The 17,037-nt window shown below is 32.9% G+C and carries 19 protein-coding genes; 17 read left to right on the top strand and 2 right to left on the bottom strand.

Annotated elements, in window-relative coordinates; translation table 11 throughout:
• The first annotated feature begins 271 nt into the window (after positions 1–271).
• The 6 genes from CD034_RS09255 to rpsI all read left to right on the top strand — a co-directional run bounded on the left by CD034_RS09255 (position 272) and on the right by rpsI (position 4,648).
• On the top strand, positions 272–1,084 hold the full coding sequence (locus tag CD034_RS09255) for an energy-coupling factor transporter ATPase (RefSeq protein WP_002448370.1): 813 nt from the start codon (positions 272–274) through the stop codon (positions 1,082–1,084).
• Positions 1,081–1,944, top strand: coding sequence for an energy-coupling factor transporter ATPase (locus CD034_RS09250; protein ID WP_002455011.1), 864 nt, complete (start codon positions 1,081–1,083; stop codon positions 1,942–1,944). The genes CD034_RS09255 and CD034_RS09250 overlap by 4 nt, the downstream gene beginning before the upstream one ends.
• Positions 1,934–2,740 (top strand): energy-coupling factor transporter transmembrane component T family protein, encoded by an 807-nt coding sequence (locus tag CD034_RS09245; protein ID WP_002448411.1) that lies wholly within the window; start codon positions 1,934–1,936, stop codon positions 2,738–2,740. The genes CD034_RS09250 and CD034_RS09245 overlap by 11 nt, the downstream gene beginning before the upstream one ends.
• A gap of 4 nt (positions 2,741–2,744) precedes the next feature.
• Entirely contained in the window at positions 2,745–3,548 is an 804-nt protein-coding gene (truA, locus tag CD034_RS09240; RefSeq protein WP_103288316.1) for a tRNA pseudouridine(38-40) synthase TruA, read from the top strand.
• Between the two features lie 250 nt (positions 3,549–3,798).
• Complete coding sequence (gene rplM / locus CD034_RS09235; protein ID WP_103288315.1) at positions 3,799–4,236, top strand: 50S ribosomal protein L13; 438 nt, start codon at positions 3,799–3,801, stop codon at positions 4,234–4,236.
• A 19-nt stretch (positions 4,237–4,255) separates the two neighbouring features.
• Positions 4,256–4,648: a 30S ribosomal protein S9 gene (rpsI, locus tag CD034_RS09230; protein ID WP_002448344.1), complete on the top strand. Its 393-nt coding sequence runs from the start codon at positions 4,256–4,258 to the stop codon at positions 4,646–4,648.
• Positions 4,649–4,867: 219 nt separating this feature from the next.
• Here the strand turns inward: rpsI and CD034_RS09225 are convergent, their stop codons facing one another.
• On the bottom strand, positions 4,868–5,599 hold the full coding sequence (locus CD034_RS09225) for an NAD-dependent protein deacylase (protein ID WP_103288314.1): 732 nt from the start codon (positions 5,597–5,599) through the stop codon (positions 4,868–4,870).
• 205 nt (positions 5,600–5,804) lie between these two features.
• Here CD034_RS09225 and CD034_RS09220 point away from each other — a divergent pair, with 205 nt between their 5' ends.
• The 9 genes from CD034_RS09220 to CD034_RS11490 all read left to right on the top strand — a co-directional run bounded on the left by CD034_RS09220 (position 5,805) and on the right by CD034_RS11490 (position 13,492).
• The gene (locus CD034_RS09220; protein ID WP_002448463.1) at positions 5,805–6,560 is read left to right on the top strand and encodes a DeoR/GlpR family DNA-binding transcription regulator; all 756 of its coding nucleotides are present in this window, start codon (positions 5,805–5,807) and stop codon (positions 6,558–6,560) included.
• Between the two features lie 231 nt (positions 6,561–6,791).
• A complete protein-coding gene (lacA, locus tag CD034_RS09215; protein WP_064206705.1) occupies positions 6,792–7,220 on the top strand; it encodes a galactose-6-phosphate isomerase subunit LacA in 429 nt (142 codons plus the stop codon).
• 15 nt (positions 7,221–7,235) lie between these two features.
• A complete protein-coding gene (gene lacB, locus CD034_RS09210) occupies positions 7,236–7,751 on the top strand; it encodes a galactose-6-phosphate isomerase subunit LacB (protein WP_064206706.1) in 516 nt (171 codons plus the stop codon).
• 12 nt (positions 7,752–7,763) lie between these two features.
• Positions 7,764–8,696 carry a tagatose-6-phosphate kinase gene (locus CD034_RS09205; protein ID WP_002488608.1) on the top strand — a complete coding sequence of 311 codons (933 nt, stop codon included), beginning with the start codon at positions 7,764–7,766 and terminating at the stop codon, positions 8,694–8,696.
• Between the two features lie 3 nt (positions 8,697–8,699).
• Positions 8,700–9,677, top strand: coding sequence for a tagatose-bisphosphate aldolase (gene lacD, locus CD034_RS09200; RefSeq protein WP_011275158.1), 978 nt, complete (start codon positions 8,700–8,702; stop codon positions 9,675–9,677).
• Positions 9,678–9,696: 19 nt separating this feature from the next.
• Complete coding sequence (locus CD034_RS09195; RefSeq protein ID WP_049432359.1) at positions 9,697–10,011, top strand: PTS lactose/cellobiose transporter subunit IIA; 315 nt, start codon at positions 9,697–9,699, stop codon at positions 10,009–10,011.
• Between the two features lie 5 nt (positions 10,012–10,016).
• A complete protein-coding gene (locus tag CD034_RS09190; RefSeq protein WP_103288313.1) occupies positions 10,017–11,768 on the top strand; it encodes a lactose-specific PTS transporter subunit EIIC in 1,752 nt (583 codons plus the stop codon).
• Between the two features lie 15 nt (positions 11,769–11,783).
• Positions 11,784–13,196 (top strand): 6-phospho-beta-galactosidase, encoded by a 1,413-nt coding sequence (gene lacG / locus CD034_RS09185; RefSeq protein WP_103288312.1) that lies wholly within the window; start codon positions 11,784–11,786, stop codon positions 13,194–13,196.
• A gap of 29 nt (positions 13,197–13,225) precedes the next feature.
• Entirely contained in the window at positions 13,226–13,492 is a 267-nt protein-coding gene (locus CD034_RS11490; protein WP_308446610.1) for an alpha/beta hydrolase, read from the top strand.
• 278 nt (positions 13,493–13,770) lie between these two features.
• Here CD034_RS11490 and CD034_RS09175 read toward each other — a convergent pair whose 3' ends face one another.
• The gene (locus CD034_RS09175) at positions 13,771–14,772 is read right to left on the bottom strand and encodes an LLM class flavin-dependent oxidoreductase (RefSeq protein WP_002455023.1); all 1,002 of its coding nucleotides are present in this window, start codon (positions 14,770–14,772) and stop codon (positions 13,771–13,773) included.
• Positions 14,773–14,911: 139 nt separating this feature from the next.
• On the opposite strand from CD034_RS09175, the gene CD034_RS09170 reads away from it, so the two are divergent.
• Together CD034_RS09170 and CD034_RS09165 are read left to right on the top strand one after the other, a co-directional pair.
• Entirely contained in the window at positions 14,912–15,919 is a 1,008-nt protein-coding gene (locus tag CD034_RS09170) for an NADP-dependent oxidoreductase (RefSeq protein ID WP_002448412.1), read from the top strand.
• A 32-nt stretch (positions 15,920–15,951) separates the two neighbouring features.
• On the top strand, positions 15,952–16,965 hold the full coding sequence (locus CD034_RS09165) for a zinc-binding alcohol dehydrogenase family protein (protein ID WP_103288311.1): 1,014 nt from the start codon (positions 15,952–15,954) through the stop codon (positions 16,963–16,965).
• The last annotated feature ends 72 nt before the right edge of the window (positions 16,966–17,037 follow it).

The raw sequence follows: 17,037 nt of genomic DNA, 5'->3' as shown, positions 1-17,037 counted from the left end.
TTTAAAGCAAATGAGTGCAACGATAATGTTTGCCACATACAAATATTGTCTAGCTCAGAGTACCCCATCAACTAAATACTAATATAAAGCGTGAACTCAACTAAAATGTGATGGGGTGCGCGCTTTTTTAATTTTAATGAATCTATACTGATTAAAAAGAGTCGTGCTTTTGAGGCATGACTCTTTTTATATATGAAAGACATTTACTCATGTACATCTAGTTTTTATTCATGTAAACTATTGTAGTAACTATTAATAAAGGAGGAAGGCTGTGAAAACTGATAATAACAATATCATCGAACTTAAACATGTACATTTTCAATATCAAAACGATGCGGCCTTCACTTTAGAAGATGTGTCATTTAATATACCAAAACATCAATGGACATCCATTGTAGGACATAATGGTTCAGGGAAATCTACAATTGCAAAACTTATAGTAGGTATAGAACAAGCAACTGAAGGAGAAATTTTTTATAACAATCATTTAGTTACTCCTGATTATTTAAGAGAGGTTAGACGCCATATTGGTATTGTCTTTCAAAATCCAGAAAATCAATTTGTAGGTTCAATTGTGGAATATGATGTAGCTTTTGGACTCGAGAATCACGCAGTATCTCATGACAAAATGAAAGCAATCGTCATTCAATCTTTAGATAATGTAGATATGAAAGAATATATGGAATATGAACCACATTCTTTATCGGGAGGCCAAAAGCAACGCGTGGCTATTGCAGGAGTCTTAGCACTAAGTCCAGATGTCATCATTCTTGATGAAGCAACCTCTATGTTAGATCCCCAAGGTAAACAGTCTTTACTTTCATTAATTAAACAAGTTAAACAAGAAAAAAATTTAACGATTATTTCTATTACTCATGATTTAAGTGAAGCGTTAGAAAGCGATCATGTCGTCATTATGAATAAAGGCAAAGTTTACAAAGAAGGTAAGCCAAACTTTATTTTTTTAAATACACAGTATTTAGTAGAGATTGGCTTAGATTTACCATTTGCAATGAAAATGAATCAAAAGCTAGGCTTTAAAGATGAATTCACTACATATGAAGGGCTGGTTGATAAATTATGACCATTCAATTTAATCATGTTTCATATATTTATCAAAAAGGCACTCCTTATGAATATCAAGCCTTAAATGATATCAATCTCAAAATTGAGCAAGGTAAATACTATGCGATTGTTGGTCAAACAGGAAGTGGTAAATCCACACTCATCCAACATTTTAATGGGCTATTAAAACCAACAAAAGGTAGTATTACGTTTGATAATAAGGAGATTACTCATAAAACAAAAGACAAGCATCTACGAGAATTAAGACAACAAGTAGGTTTGGTTTTTCAATTTCCTGAATCACAATTGTTTGAAGATAGTGTGGAAAGAGAAGTAGCATTTGGTCCTAAAAATTTTAAGATGAATGTGGAACAAGTTAAGTCTTATGCGTATCAGTTACTCTTAGATTTAGGTTTTGATCATCATATTATGGAACAATCGCCATTTGAAATGTCAGGTGGTCAGATGCGTAAAATTGCATTAGTTTCTATCCTTGCAATGAAACCGAATATAATTATTCTTGATGAGCCTACTGCTGGACTTGACCCAAAAAGTCGTCAGCAAGTGATGGAATTAATAAAATCAATTCAAGTCAATCATCATAAAACAGTCATATTAGTGTCACACGATATGAATGATGTGGCGCGATATGCAGAAGAAATCATTGTAATGAGACAAGGGAAAGTAATAGAACAGTGCTCTCCTAAATCATTATTCAGACAACACAAAAAACTGAAAGATTGGCATATTGCATTGCCTGATGTAGTACAACTGCAATATGATTTTGAAGATAAATATCAAACCATGTTTAATGATATTGCCTTAAATGAAGATGAGTTTGTAACATTGTATCAGGAGTGGCAAGAACATGAAAAATAAACTTATTATAGGACGTTATTTACCTAATAACTCTGTGATACATCGTCTTGATCCTAGAGCAAAGTTAATTTTTGTATTTGTATTTATTATTTTTATCTTTTTTGCTCATTCTTTTGCTACATTCGCTTGGGTAATATTATTAATTCTATGTTTTATGAAAATGGCTAAAATTCAATTTTGGTTTTTAATTAAAGGATTAACACCGATATTTTTCTTCTTAATCTTTACGTTTGTAATGCACATATTCTTTACTCACGGCGGGACTACGCTATTAGAAATAGGTTTTATTAAAATTGATAGTACAGGGGTATTAGAAGGTATTTTTATTTCTTTAAGATTAATAACGATTGTTATGGTTGCGACAATTATGACATTATCAACAAGTCCAATTGACTTGACTGATGCTTTTGAAAAGTTAATGGCCCCATTGAAACTATTTAAAATTCCTGTGCATCAATTAAGTATGATTATGTCAATTGCTTTAAGGTTTATTCCAACATTGATGGATGAATTAGATAAAATTATCCTTGCTCAAAAATCAAGAGGTTCTGAAATCAGTTCGGGGAGTTTAATGACAAGAATTAAAGCTTTCATCCCATTAATGATACCGCTATTTATTTCTGCCTTTCAAAGAGCTGATGAATTAGCCATTGCAATGGAAGTTAGAGGATATGATGCTAATGTACAACGTACAAGTTATCGTAAGTTGTCATGGCATAAGAGAGATACTTTGAGTCTATTCAGTCTGATACCTATTGGAATGATATTATTTATATTAAAATATATGGGAGTGTAAGACATTGCGCATACTAGTAAATATTGCGTATCAAGGATATGGATTTCTTGGTTTTCAAATTCAACAACAAGGTAGAACTGTTCAACAACAATTTGAAAAAATTTTAAAACGTATGCATCGCCGACATGTGCGTATACATCCATCAAGTCGCACAGATCGTGGTGTGCATGCTTATGAACAGTATTTTCATTTTGACACAGAATTGAATATTGAGCCTAAACAATGGAAATATGCGATGAATAGTGCGTTACCTGAGGATATTTACGTGAATAGTGTAAAACAAGTAGATGACACGTTTCATTGTCGTTATGATTGTGTAGGTAAGAGATATCGCTATAAAGTGTATCAAGCGGAACATCGCAATCCATTTGAAAGTGGTCTTAAGACATTTATAAAAGATGACTTAGATTTAGATAAGATGAATGAAGCGGCTAAACACTTTATTGGAACTCATGATTTTACTGGATTTTGTTCACAAAAGACTGAAGTTGAAAGTAAAGAACGTACACTATACCAAAGTGAAGTTGTAAAAACGGACGAAGGTTTTGACTATATCGTCACAGGTTCTGGTTTCTTATATAATATGGTGCGTGTACTTGTAGCTTTTTTAGTAGAAGTAGGTAAAGGGAAGCGACAACCTAACGAAGTTCCTGAGCTGCTTAAAGCTAAAAATAGAGATAATGTGCCTTTTACAGCACCCGCTGAAGGATTATATCTTGAAAAGATATATTTAGATCCAGAAGCACTTAAAAATGACTTTGGTGAGGATGTAAAAATACATTATAAAAAATCATTACAAAATGACTAATATGCATTGACAAATGGGTTTATAAAATATAAGATAGTTAACGGTATTGTTTTATATCATCCCACGATAAGCCCCGGAAACTTATTGTGTTACAAGATATATAAGCAGATTAGACAGGAATAAAATAAATGAACATTACGCTTTGAAATCGTAACAGAATGACCTAGATTGCAGGCCTCGTTCGTAGGTTCGACTGCGATGAGTACCTGTAATCTAAGACGAAGCATTTATTTTTAGGAGGATAATTATTATGCGTCAAACATTTATGGCAAATGAATCAAACATTGAGCGCAAATGGTATGTTATCGATGCTAAAGGCCAAACATTAGGTCGTTTATCATCAGAAGTAGCATCTATCTTACGCGGTAAAAATAAAGTAACTTATACACCACACGTTGATACTGGTGACTATGTAATCATCATCAACGCTGAAAAAATCGAATTAACTGGTAAAAAAGAACAAGATAAAGTTTACTACCGTCATTCAAATCACCCAGGTGGTATTAAATCAGTGACTGCTGGTGAATTAAAACGTAATAACCCTGCTCGTTTACTTGAAACTTCTATCAAAGGAATGTTACCAAGTTCACGTTTAGGTGAAAAACAAGGTAAAAAATTATTTGTATATAGTGGCGCTGAACACCCACACGCTGCACAACAACCAGAAAACTACGAATTACGTGGTTAATTAGAAGGAGGAAATTACATTGGCACAAGTTGAATATAGAGGCACAGGCCGTCGTAAAAACTCAGTAGCACGTGTACGTTTAGTACCAGGTGAAGGTAATATCACTGTTAACGATCGTGACGTACGCGAATACTTACCATTCGAATCATTAATCTTAGACTTAAACCAACCATTCGATGTTACAGAAACTAAAGGTAACTATGATGTATTAGTTAACGTATACGGTGGTGGTTTCACTGGACAAGCTCAAGCTATCCGTCATGGTATCGCTCGTGCATTATTAGAAGCTGATCCAGAATACAGAGGTTCTTTAAAACGCGCAGGTTTATTAACTCGTGACCCACGTATGAAAGAACGTAAAAAACCAGGTCTTAAAAAAGCACGTCGTTCTCCACAATTCTCAAAACGTTAATATTGGAATTGTTGCAAACTTGTTTGCTTACAAGTTCAGTATGCAAATTGCGTCAGCAATTTGTGTTCCATTAGAACGATTAAAGCACTTCTCAACTTTGAGAAGTGCTTTTTTATACATAGGAAAAACTAATGGAGCAATAGTCATATTTAATACAGTTATCGACTACTTAACATGTTAAAAACGTCTAAGACAGATGTCTTAGGCTGATATATCTTTTTATTTTTTCATCACTTCTTCAACAACTTCGGTCATATCACTGTGAATAACTAAATTAGCTTTCCTATCATATGGTGTAGCGTCTCTATTAATAATTACAAGATTGCCTCCTGTAAAGTTAGAAATAAAGCCAGCAGCAGGTTGTACGACCAAGGATGAACCTAACACAATGACAGTATCTGCTTTTTGGATTTTATCTAATGCTCTAAAGACAGTAGGCTGATCGAGCATTTCACCGTATAATACGATATCAGGGCGAATGACATCACCGCAGTTCTCACAATATCTTAATTTGTGTTCCATAACATATGATTTCGTATATTCTTTTCCACAATTGATGCAATAAAAGCGATTCAGTGTACCATGAATTTCATCAATATGTTCACTTCCAGCATCTTCATGTAACCCATCGATATTTTGGGTAATCACACCTAAAGATTTGCCTTCTTTTTCTAACTCTGCAATCCATTCATGGACGATATTAGGTTTTTTATCTGCTACTAGTAGTCGTTTATGATAAAAGTCGATAAAGCTTTCTTTATTATCATTTAAATGATCAATACTTAATAAATATTCAGGTGAATAACCCTCTTTTGAAATTTCATCAAATAATCCACCCATGGAACGAAAATCAGGTATACCACTTGCAACCGATACACCTGCACCAGTAAAAAATACAATTTTGTTTGATTTATCAACAATTTCTTTTAATTTTTCAATTTTATTACTCAATCTGAGCACCTCGTTTATAATAATGACTAATATAACTTTTTTAAAATGAATTTTATACTATTATTACAACATATTTTTACCTTTATTTTCTAGTTTTAAAACAAGTAATAGTATAGAATGAAATTGCGCTTAAAATCTTTATGAGATATATGTGTTCATTTTATATGGACATGTTTAATAAAATAAGTTGGATGTGAGAATTTGAATGAATAAATACGATCGTTTAGAAGAAATTACTAAACTCGTAAATCAAAAAGGAACAGTTAGGACAAATGAAATCGTTGAGGATCTTAATGTATCTGACATGACAGTACGTCGTGATTTAGCTGAACTAGAAGAAAAAGGATTACTAACTAAAATACATGGTGGTGCACGTAGTAATTCAGCTTTTCAAATTAAAGAAAAGTCTCATCAAGAAAAGCACACAGAGAATATTGAAGAAAAACGTGCTGTCGCAAGGAAAGCTGTTAACTTAATTGAAGAAAACGATACGATTTTTTTAGGACCTGGAACAACAATCGAGTTACTAGCTCAATTAATAGAACGAGAGTCATTAACTGTGATTACGAATTGTTTTCCAGTATTTCAAATATTATTTGAAAAGCGTTCGCTAAATTTTAAAGTTTACTTATTAGGTGGAGAAATGAGAGAACTTACTGAATCATTTGTAGGTGAAATGACAAATACGCTCCTTAAAACAAAACGATTTAGTAAAATGTTTTTTAGTTGTAATGGAGTAAAAGATGCAGATGTACTCACTTCTACAATTGACGAAGCGTATACACAACAACTTGCACTTCATCGTTCACTTGAAAAATACTTATTAATTGATACTTCAAAAATTGGAAAAGAAGATTTTACTCAATTATGTCATTTAGAAGATTTAACGGCAGTAGTTGTAGATAAAAATGATGAAGATAATGTACAAAAATTAAAAGCTTACACAGAAGTGATACATTAATTGAATGATACCAAGATTGTTTATTTAAACAATCTTGGTATTTTTTTAGATAATTGAACGCAATTAAACATAAAAATAAAATATTTTGTTTAAAAAACGAAACTTCAAACAATATTCGAACATTTATTGTTGATTATTTGTTTGTTTATGTTTATAATTTAGGTGTAAAGATTTGAAAGCGCTTTTTCAAACACATGTGTTTAATTATCTTATTTTCAAAGGAGAATCATTATGACAATTTTTATTGGTTCAGATGTCGCTGGTCAACGTCTTAAAGATGTTGTAAAAATATTTTTAAAAGAAAATAACCATGATGTAGTAGATGTAACAGAAGGAAAAGAATTAGACTTTGTAGATTCAACATTAGCAGTTGTACACGAGGTACAAAAGAACGATGATAATCTAGGAATTGCAGTGGATGCTTATGGTGCAGGTAGTTTTATTGTTGCTACAAAAGTAAAAGGAATGATTGCTGCTGAAGTATCAGATGAACGTTCAGCATATATGACACGTAGTCACAACAATGCACGCATGATTACAATGGGTGCTGAAATTGTAGGCGATACATTAGCTAAAAATATTGCTAAAGAATTTGTAAATGGACACTATGATGGCGGACGTCACCAAATCCGCGTAGATATGTTAAATAAAATGTGCTAATTGGAGGAATAAATAATGAAAATTGCTATAGGTTGCGATCACATTGTAACTGATACAAAAATGGAAGTTTCACAACACTTAAAAGCTCAAGGACACGAAGTTATTGATGTAGGTACGTATGATTTTACACGTACACATTATCCTATCTTCGGTAAAAAAGTAGGAGAAAAAGTTGCTAGTGGAGAAGCAGATTTAGGCGTATGTATTTGTGGTACTGGCGTTGGTATTAGTAATGCAGCAAACAAAGTCCCAGGTGTAAGAACAGCATTAGTACGTGATATGACATCAGCACTTTATTCAAAAGAAGAATTAAATGCTAATGTTGTTAGTTTCGGCGGTAAAGTAGCAGGCGAATTATTTATTTTCGATATCATTGATGCATTTATCGAAGCAGAATACAAACCTACTGAAGAAAATAAAAAATTAATTGCTAAAATTAATCATTTAGAAGCACATAACGATAATCAATCTAATCCTCACTTCTTTGATGAATTCTTAGAAAAATGGGACAAAGGTGAATATCACGATTAAGGAAGATGTGAAATGATTCTAACATTAACTTTAAATCCTTCAGTTGATATTTCTTACCCATTAGAACAGTTTCATCTAGATACTGTGAATAGAGTTAAAAAAACGAGTAAAACTGCTGGAGGAAAAGGATTAAATGTAACACGTGTATTATCAGAATTTGGCGAAAATGTATTAGCAAGTGGCTTTTTAGGTGGCGCATTGGGTCAATTTATTGAAGAACAATTAACGGATGCTCAAATTGAACAGTCTTTCTTCAAAATAAAAGGAGAAACACGAAATTGTATCGCTATTCTACATGAAGGACAACAAACTGAAATACTTGAACAAGGACCAACTATTGGCAAGGAAGAAGCAGAGAGCTATAAAACACATCTTTTAGAACTATTTAAAAGAGCTAATGTTATAGCGATGTCTGGAAGTTTACCTAAAGGTCTTAATACAAATTACTACGCTGATATTGTGAAATTAGCAAATAAACAAGGTCTACCTACGATTGTAGATAGTTCTGGTCAATCATTAATGGATGTATTGTTGAGCGAAAGTAAGCCTTCAGTGATAAAACCTAATATTGATGAATTATCTCAATTATTACACACTACTGTCACTACAGATATCGATAGTTTAAAAGAAGCGGTTACTCAACCCATTTTCAAAGGTATTGAATGGATTATTGTTTCTTTAGGTGGCGATGGCGCTTTCGCTAAACATCATCAAACATTTTATAAAGTAAACATTCCCAAAATAGAAGTTGTTAATCCTGTAGGGTCTGGTGATTCTACAGTGGCAGGTATTGCATCAGGTCTTGTTCATCAACAATCCGATGAAGATTTACTGAAAAAAGCTAATGCATTTGGAATGTTAAATGCAATGGAGCATCAAACAGGTCATATCAATGTAGATAAATTTAAAGAACTATTCAAACAAATTGAAGTTATAGAGGTGTAATTCATGACAAAATCACAACAAAAACTAGCATCAATCGAACAATTAAGTAATCAAGATGGGATTATTTCAGCTTTAGCATTTGATCAACGTGGGGCATTAAAAAGAATGATGGCTGAACATCAAACAGAACCTCCTACAGTTGAACAAATCGAACAATTAAAAGTACTTGTATCAGAAGAGTTAACACAATATGCATCTTCTATTCTTTTAGATCCTGAATATGGCTTACCTGCTTCTGATGCACGTAATAAAGAGTGTGGTTTATTACTTGCATATGAAAAAACTGGATATGACGTGAATGCAAAAGGTCGTTTACCAGATTGCTTAGTAGAATGGTCTGCTAAACGTTTAAAAGAACAGGGGGCCAATGCAGTTAAATTCTTACTTTATTATGATGTAGATGATTCAGAAGAGATTAACATTCAAAAGAAAGCTTATATTGAACGAATTGGTTCAGAATGTGTTGCTGAAGACATTCCATTTTTCTTAGAAGTGTTAACTTATGATGATAATATTCCAGATAATAAAAGTGCTGAATTTGCAAAAGTAAAACCTCGTAAAGTAAATGAAGCAATGAAGTTATTCTCTGAAGATCGATTCAATGTTGACGTGCTTAAAGTTGAAGTACCCGTAAATATGAATTTTGTCGAAGGATTTACAGAGGGTGAAGTTGTATACACAAAAGAAGAAGCAGCACAACATTTCCGTGATCAAGAAGCAGCGACACATTTACCTTATATTTATTTAAGTGCTGGTGTATCAGCTGAATTATTCCAAGAAACATTAACATTTGCACATGATGCAGGTGCACATTTCAATGGTGTGTTATGTGGGCGTGCGACATGGTCTGGTGCAGTTAAAGTTTATATTGAACAAGGAGAACAAGCTGCAAGAGAATGGTTACGTACAACTGGATATAAAAACATTGATGATTTAAATAAAGTACTAAAAACAACTGCAACATCTTGGAAAGCAAAATAACTTAGGGGAGGTTATTCATATGAATAGAGAAGAAGTACAATTACTTGGTTTTGAAATTGTCGCATATGCAGGAGATGCACGTTCAAAATTATTAGAGGCATTAAACGCTGCTAATGAAGGTGATTTTGATAAAGCTGAACAATTTACTGAGGAAGCAAATGAATGTATTGCAAATGCACATAAAGCTCAAACGAACTTATTAGCTCAAGAAGCGCAAGGTGATGACATTGCATTTAGTATTACAATGATTCACGGACAAGACCATTTAATGACAACGTTATTATTAAAAGATTTAATGAAGCATTTAATTGAATTATACAAAAAAGGGAGCTGACCCCTATGAATAAGTTAATAGCATGGATAGAAAAAGGAAAGCCGTTCTTTGAAAAAATATCTCGTAATATTTATTTAAGAGCGATTCGTGATGGATTTATTGCAGCAATTCCAATTATCTTGTTCTCAAGTATATTTATTTTAATCACATATGTACCTAACGTGTTTGGCTTTACTTGGAGTAAAACGATGGAAGGTATATTGATGAAACCATATAACTATACCATGGGAATAGTTGGTTTGATTGTAGCTGGAACAACAGCTAAGTCTTTAACCGATTCCTACAACAGGAAATTAGATAAAACCAATCAAATTAACTTTATTTCTACAATGATGGCTGCGATGAGTGGATTTTTATTCTTAGCAGCAGATCCTATTAAAGAGGGTGGATTTTTAAGTGCATTTATGGGCACAAAAGGATTATTAACAGCCTTTATTTCAGCCTTTATTACCGTAATTGTTTATAATTTCTTTATTAAAAGAAATATTACAATAAAAATGCCTAAAGAAGTACCACCAAATATTTCTCAGGTATTTAAAGATATCTTCCCGTTGTCAGCGGTTATTATCATTATTTATGCATTAGATTTATTATCAAGAACATTTATTCATACAAATGTAGCGAACGCCGTATTAAAAATCTTTGAACCATTGTTTACTGCGGCAGATGGCTGGATTGGTGTCACACTTATCTTCGGTGCTTTCGCATTCTTCTGGTTTGTAGGTATACATGGTCCATCTATTGTTGAACCAGCAATCGCTGCAATTACTTATGCAAATCTTGAAACAAACTTAAATTTGATTCAAGCAGGAGAACATGCAGATAAAATTATTACACCTGGTACACAAATGTTCGTTGCAACTATGGGGGGTACCGGTGCTACATTAGTCGTGCCATTTATGTTTATGTGGTTAACTAAATCAAAAAGAAATAAAGCCATTGGTAGAGCATCAGTTGTACCAACATTCTTTGGAGTAAATGAACCAATTTTATTTGGTGCACCACTCGTATTAAACCCAGTATTTTTCATACCATTTATTTTTGCACCAATAGCAAACGTATGGATCTTTAAATTCTTTGTTGATGTACTTAAAATGAATAGTTTTAGCATCTTCTTACCATGGACGACACCAGGGCCTCTTGGTATTGTGATGGGTACAGGATTTGCATTTTGGTCATTTGTGTTAGCAATTATATTAATCGTAGTTGACGTTATGATTTATTATCCATTTTTAAAAGTATATGATGAACAAATTCTTGAAGAAGAACGAGGCAACAAAGAAGTAAATAATGAATTAAAAGAAAAAGTATCCGCAAACTTTGATACGAAAAAAGCAGATGCAATTTTAGCAACTGCTGGTGCAAATGAAGCGACAACAACTGAACCAGCACCTTCCGATGAGGAAGTATCGGCTAAAGAGTCACCAAATTCAATTAACGAACAAACTAATGTTTTAGTCTTATGTGCCGGTGGCGGTACAAGTGGATTACTTGCAAATGCGTTAAACAAGGCTGCTGAAGAATATCAGGTACCTGTAAAAGCGGCAGCTGGTGGTTATGGTGCACATATGGATATTATGAAAGACTATCAATTAATTATTTTAGCGCCTCAAGTTGCTTCTAACTATGAAGATATAAAACAAGATACAGATCGATTAGGTATTAAATTAGCAAAAACTCAAGGTGTTGAATACATTAACTTAACTCGTGATGGCAAAGCAGCATTAGACTTCGTTCAACAACAATTTGAAAAATAATTAGGAGATGAAAGTATAATGAAAAAATTACCAGAAGATTTTATTTTCGGTGGTGCAACAGCAGCTTATCAAGCAGAAGGTGCGACTCAAACTGACGGAAAAGGTCGTGTAGCCTGGGACACTTATCTAGAAGAAAATTATTGGTATACAGCTGAACCTGCAAGTGACTTTTATCATAAATATCCAGTTGATTTAGAATTAAGTGAGAAATTTGGTGTTAATGGTATCCGTATATCTATCGCATGGTCAAGAATTTTTCCAACAGGTTATGGAGAAGTTAATCAAAAAGGTGTAGAATTCTATCACAATTTATTTAAAGAATGTCATAAACGTCACGTTGAACCGTTTGTTACATTACATCATTTTGATACCCCAGAAACACTTCACAGTGATGGAGATTTCTTAAACCGTAAAACGATTGATTATTTTGTAGACTATGCAAAATTCTGCTTTGAAGAATTTACTGAAGTCAACTATTGGACTACTTTTAATGAAATTGGTCCTATTGGTGATGGCCAGTATTTAGTCGGTAAATTCCCACCAGGAATTAAATATGATTTTGCAAAAGTATTCCAATCTCATCATAATATGATGGTCGCACATGCGAAAGCGGTTAAATTATTTAAAGACAATGGATATAATGGGGAAATTGGAGTCGTTCATGCATTACCAACTAAGTATCCATACGATTCTTCAAATCCAGAAGATGTAAGAGCAGCAGAACTTGAAGATATTATTCATAACAAATTTATCTTAGATGCAACATATTTAGGAAAATATTCTCGTGAAACTATGGAAGGTGTACAACATATTCTTTCTGTCAATGGCGGTAAATTAGATATTACCGATGAAGACTATGCTACATTAGATGCTGCAAAAGATTTAAATGACTTCCTAGGTATCAATTACTATATGAGTGATTGGATGAGAGGATATGAAGGAGAATCAGAAATTACACACAATGCTACTGGAGATAAAGGTGGCTCTAAGTATCAACTTAAAGGTGTAGGACAACGTGAATTTGACATAGATGTTCCTCGTACTGATTGGGATTGGATGATTTATCCACAAGGTCTTTATGATCAAATTATGCGTGTTATAAAAGATTATCCTAACTATCATAAAATTTATGTTACTGAAAATGGGCTTGGGTATAAAGATGAATTCGACGAAGAACGTAAGACAGTTGATGATGATGCACGTATCGACTATGTTAAAAAACATCTTGAAGTCATTGCTGATGCGATACGTGATGGTGCCAATGTAAAGGGCTATTTCTTATGGTCACTTATGGATGTGTTCTCATGGTCTAATGGTTATGAAAAACGTTATGGTCTATTCTACGTTGATTTTGACACACAAGAACGTTATCCGAAAAAAAGTGCATATTGGTATAAAGCATTAGCTGAATCTAAAGAAATTAAGTAATTTTATAAATTTGACAGGACAGAAATGAAATTTTCTGTCCTGTTTCTTATTTTATTGAGATACTAGTATTAAAAAATAAGGAGTATAATTTTGTCGCACATTCTATGGGGAATTTATCTTTCACGTATTTTATGAAAAGTGATGGTAATCATCCACCATTTCCGACACTAAATAAAAAAGAAGTCAATATGGCTAGAACATATAATGGCGTTCTTAATTTAAATGAAAAGGTGAATGAAATTCAAGTTGATCAAAATGGCAAACCAAACAAAATGAGTGAAGATGATAAAAAGTGACTTGGATTAAAAAATATTTATAAAGGTAAACAAATAGAAGATTTAAACATTTATGAAGATAATTAAAATGGTATGCATTTTGACGTTAAAGTATCTAATAGCTCGTCTCGGCCATTAAAATCTTTGTTAGAAGCAAGTCCAAAAACGTATAAAAATTCTTAATATATAGAATCAACGACTCAACATAGCCAACTTCATAAAAATAAAGATGTTGCAAATGAAAACATTAAAGTTTATGAAACAAATAAAAATTAGGAGCGTTCATAATACTGACTCTCCTAATTATCTAGACAAGCATGAGCTATAAGTTCAATTAATTTAGTACGATGAGTATGTCCGTATACATTAGGAAGAATCATGATTTCATCGACTTCAAATTCGTTTTGTAATTGTATTAACTGCTGAGCTACTTCATGTGGTAAGCCACTAATCATTCGACGTTTATTTTTTTCTATTTTTTCTTGATCTCTTTCAGAATAATGGCGTTGTTGTGCTGTTTCAATAGAAGGATATACTTTAGGTTGTTTAAGATAGTTAATACGTATTAACCACAAATTTAATGCATCTAATAATTGTTTAATCGTTAATTCATTTTCTGCCGTAACGACAAAAGTAGCTAAAATAATATAGGGTGAATGCGAATGACCATGATACTCTGTAAAACGCGATTTATAATGTCGAATGACATGTGTTAAATTTGCGTTCGATTGACCCATATGAGCAATCACAAAAGGTAAGCCTTTTTTTGCGGCAAGCTCAGCACTTTGTTCACTCATTCCTAAAATAAACATCTCAGGTGAATGCTCTGTGTATGGAGTGGCTTCTAAAGTTTTGAAACGATGTGAATGAATAGTGTCATTCGTAAAGTATTTGTTCAAATCATCTACTTGTTGAGATAGTTTGGGTTTTTGAGTTTTAAATTCATTTAGCGCTTCGTTTACATTTTTGAAGCTAGGAGATCGCCCAATTCCCATATCAATTCGGCCAGGATGTTTGACTTCCATAATTTTAAATTGTTCTGCAACTTTGTAAGCACTATAATGGGGGAGCATAACACCGCCACTTCCAATATGAATAGAGTGTGTATGTTCAAGTAACATAGCCATTACGATTTCAGGAGCGCTTGATACAACAGAAGGAACTTGATGATGTTCTGCTACCCAATAACGTGCATAACCAAGTTTCTCTGATAGTTGAGCAAGTTCAATTGAATGATTTAAAGCTTCTTGTGGTGTATCACCTTCAAAGAGTGGTACATAGTCTAAGATACTTAATTTCAAGTTTAAGACCTCACTTTGCTTGGTATAATAAAGTATTAAGTGTTATCATACTAGACATTATAAAGTGAAAGCAGTTGAATTGCGATAAAATTGTTTGTGATATGACACTGTTTTTGAATACTGAAAGGAGTCTTTTATAATGAATAATGAGCAAGTTTTATTAGCAAAATATCCTAAAGGTATGCCCCAAGATGATACATTTAAATATGAAAATATTGACATAGTTGATCCGAAAGAAAATGAAATTCAAATTGAATCTTTATATATATCTGTCGATCCATATATGCGTGGAAGAATGACTCAAGCCGATTCTTATGTGGAGCCTTTTAAAATTGGCGAACCTATTCAAAGTCACATTGTAGGCAAAATTATTAAATCAAATTCTGAAAAATTTAATGAAGATGACATTATTGTAGGTATGTTGCCATGGAAGCGTATTAATACAGTAAATGAAGAGAAAATAAGTAAAATATCTAATACAGATGTACCACTTTATTTATATTTAAGTACGTTAGGTATGACAGGTCAAACAGCTTATCATGGTTTATTAGAGATTGGTCAACCAAAAGAAGGCGACACTGTAGTAGTTTCAGCAGCTTCTGGTGCAGTAGGTGCTGTGGTTGGTCAAATTGCTAAAATCAAAGGTGCTAGAGTAGTAGGTATAGCTGGTGGAGATAAAAAAGTGAATTATCTAACAGAAGAATTGGGGTTTGATGCAGGTATTGATTATAAAAAGGATGATTTTGCAGAAGCATTAGCAAAAGCCGTACCGAATGGCGTAGATGTTTATTTTGAAAATGTAGGTGGCACAATAGCCGATGAAGTTATGAAACATCTCAACCGTCATGCACGTATTCCTGTTTGCGGTACGATTTCTAATTATAATAATACTGAACAAGAAAAAGGTCCACGTGTACAAAGCACATTAATTAAACATCAAGCACTAATGCGTGGTTTCTTGGTAGCAGAATTTGCCGATGACTTTGAACATGCAAGTAAAGAACTGGCAACGTGGATACAAGAAGGAAAAATTAAAACAAAAGTATCTATAGAAGAAGGATTTGAATATTTACCAAAAGCGTTCAGAAACTTATTTACAGGTGAAAACTTTGGCAAACAGATTGTTAAAGTGTCAGAGAATGTATAATTTAAAATTCAGTAAAAGGTAGGTATATAATTATGAAAGCTATAGGATTTAAACAACCATTTAAATTAGAAGAAGGAAATGTATTTGAAACATTTGAATTAGATATGTCCCAGCCATCTTCTAGAGAGTTGCTTGTTAAAATACAAAGTATAAGTGTAAATCCGGTTGATACAAAACAACGCCTTACTGAAGTTAAAAGTTCTCCGAGAATTTTAGGTTTTGATGCAGTAGGGACGGTTCAAAAAACTGGAACAGAGGTTACAATGTTTAAGGAAGGCGATATTGTATTTTATTCTGGTGCGCCTAATCAACATGGTTCAAATCAGGAATATCAACTTATTGATGAACGATTAGTCGCAAAAGCACCTAAAAATCTTTGGGCAGAACAAGCTGCTAGTCTTCCGTTAACTGGTATTACAGCGTCAGAAACTTTATTTGATGTGTTCAAAATTTCAGAGGATCCAAATCAAAATAAAGGGAAATCATTACTTATTATCAATGGCGCAGGTGGTGTTGGAAGCATTACGACTCAAATTGCTAAGGCATATGGTCTAAAAGTCATTACAACTGCGTCACGTCAAGAAACAATCGATTGGTCAAAAAAGATGGGTGCAGATATCGTACTCAATCATAAAGAAGATTTAAAATCTCAATTAGAACAACAGCACATTGAAGCGGTAGATTTCGTATTTTGCACGTTTGATACAGACATGTATTATGAAACAATGATAGATATAGTGAAACCAAGAGGACATGTTGCTACGATTGTAGCTTTTAAAGGATCACAAGATTTAAATTTATTAAAAACAAAAAGTGTTTCCTTTACACATGAATTTATGTTTACAAGACCAATTTTTCAAACAGAAGACATGATTAAACATCATTATTATTTAGAGGATATTGCTAAAAAAATTGAGAATAGTACGTATCAAAATACAACGACAAAAGTCATCAATGGCTTAACAACAGAACATTTATATGAAGCACATCAAATATTAGAATCCAATTCAATGATAGGAAAACTTGTTATAAATGTAGAAGAATAGAGAATGATTTAACACCTCTTAGTGTCTATAAATAAGACATTAAGAGGCGTTTTTATTATTTTATAATATATC

It is taken from the genome of Staphylococcus hominis subsp. hominis, from assembly GCF_002901845.1.
Taxonomy (GTDB): Bacteria; Bacillota; Bacilli; order Staphylococcales; family Staphylococcaceae; genus Staphylococcus; species Staphylococcus hominis.
The sequence above is the reverse complement of the archived record's forward strand: the minus strand, read 5'-3'. Positions and strand labels throughout refer to the sequence as shown.

What these genes read in the sequence shown, in the direction of transcription:
- CD034_RS09220 (WP_002448463.1), top strand. Translation starts at nt 5,805, where the DNA reads ATGAATAAATACGATCGTTTAGAAGAAATTACTAAACTCGTAAATCAA.
- lacD (WP_011275158.1), top strand. Translation starts at nt 8,700, where the DNA reads ATGACAAAATCACAACAAAAACTAGCATCAATCGAACAATTAAGTAAT.
- CD034_RS09250 (WP_002455011.1), top strand. Translation starts at nt 1,081, where the DNA reads ATGACCATTCAATTTAATCATGTTTCATATATTTATCAAAAAGGCACT.
- rplM (WP_103288315.1), top strand. Translation starts at nt 3,799, where the DNA reads ATGCGTCAAACATTTATGGCAAATGAATCAAACATTGAGCGCAAATGG.
- CD034_RS09190 (WP_103288313.1), top strand. Translation starts at nt 10,017, where the DNA reads ATGAATAAGTTAATAGCATGGATAGAAAAAGGAAAGCCGTTCTTTGAA.
- CD034_RS09205 (WP_002488608.1), top strand. Translation starts at nt 7,764, where the DNA reads ATGATTCTAACATTAACTTTAAATCCTTCAGTTGATATTTCTTACCCA.
- CD034_RS09165 (WP_103288311.1), top strand. Translation starts at nt 15,952, where the DNA reads ATGAAAGCTATAGGATTTAAACAACCATTTAAATTAGAAGAAGGAAAT.
- CD034_RS09170 (WP_002448412.1), top strand. Translation starts at nt 14,912, where the DNA reads ATGAATAATGAGCAAGTTTTATTAGCAAAATATCCTAAAGGTATGCCC.
- CD034_RS09195 (WP_049432359.1), top strand. Translation starts at nt 9,697, where the DNA reads ATGAATAGAGAAGAAGTACAATTACTTGGTTTTGAAATTGTCGCATAT.
- CD034_RS09245 (WP_002448411.1), top strand. Translation starts at nt 1,934, where the DNA reads ATGAAAAATAAACTTATTATAGGACGTTATTTACCTAATAACTCTGTG.
- lacB (WP_064206706.1), top strand. Translation starts at nt 7,236, where the DNA reads ATGAAAATTGCTATAGGTTGCGATCACATTGTAACTGATACAAAAATG.
- lacA (WP_064206705.1), top strand. Translation starts at nt 6,792, where the DNA reads ATGACAATTTTTATTGGTTCAGATGTCGCTGGTCAACGTCTTAAAGAT.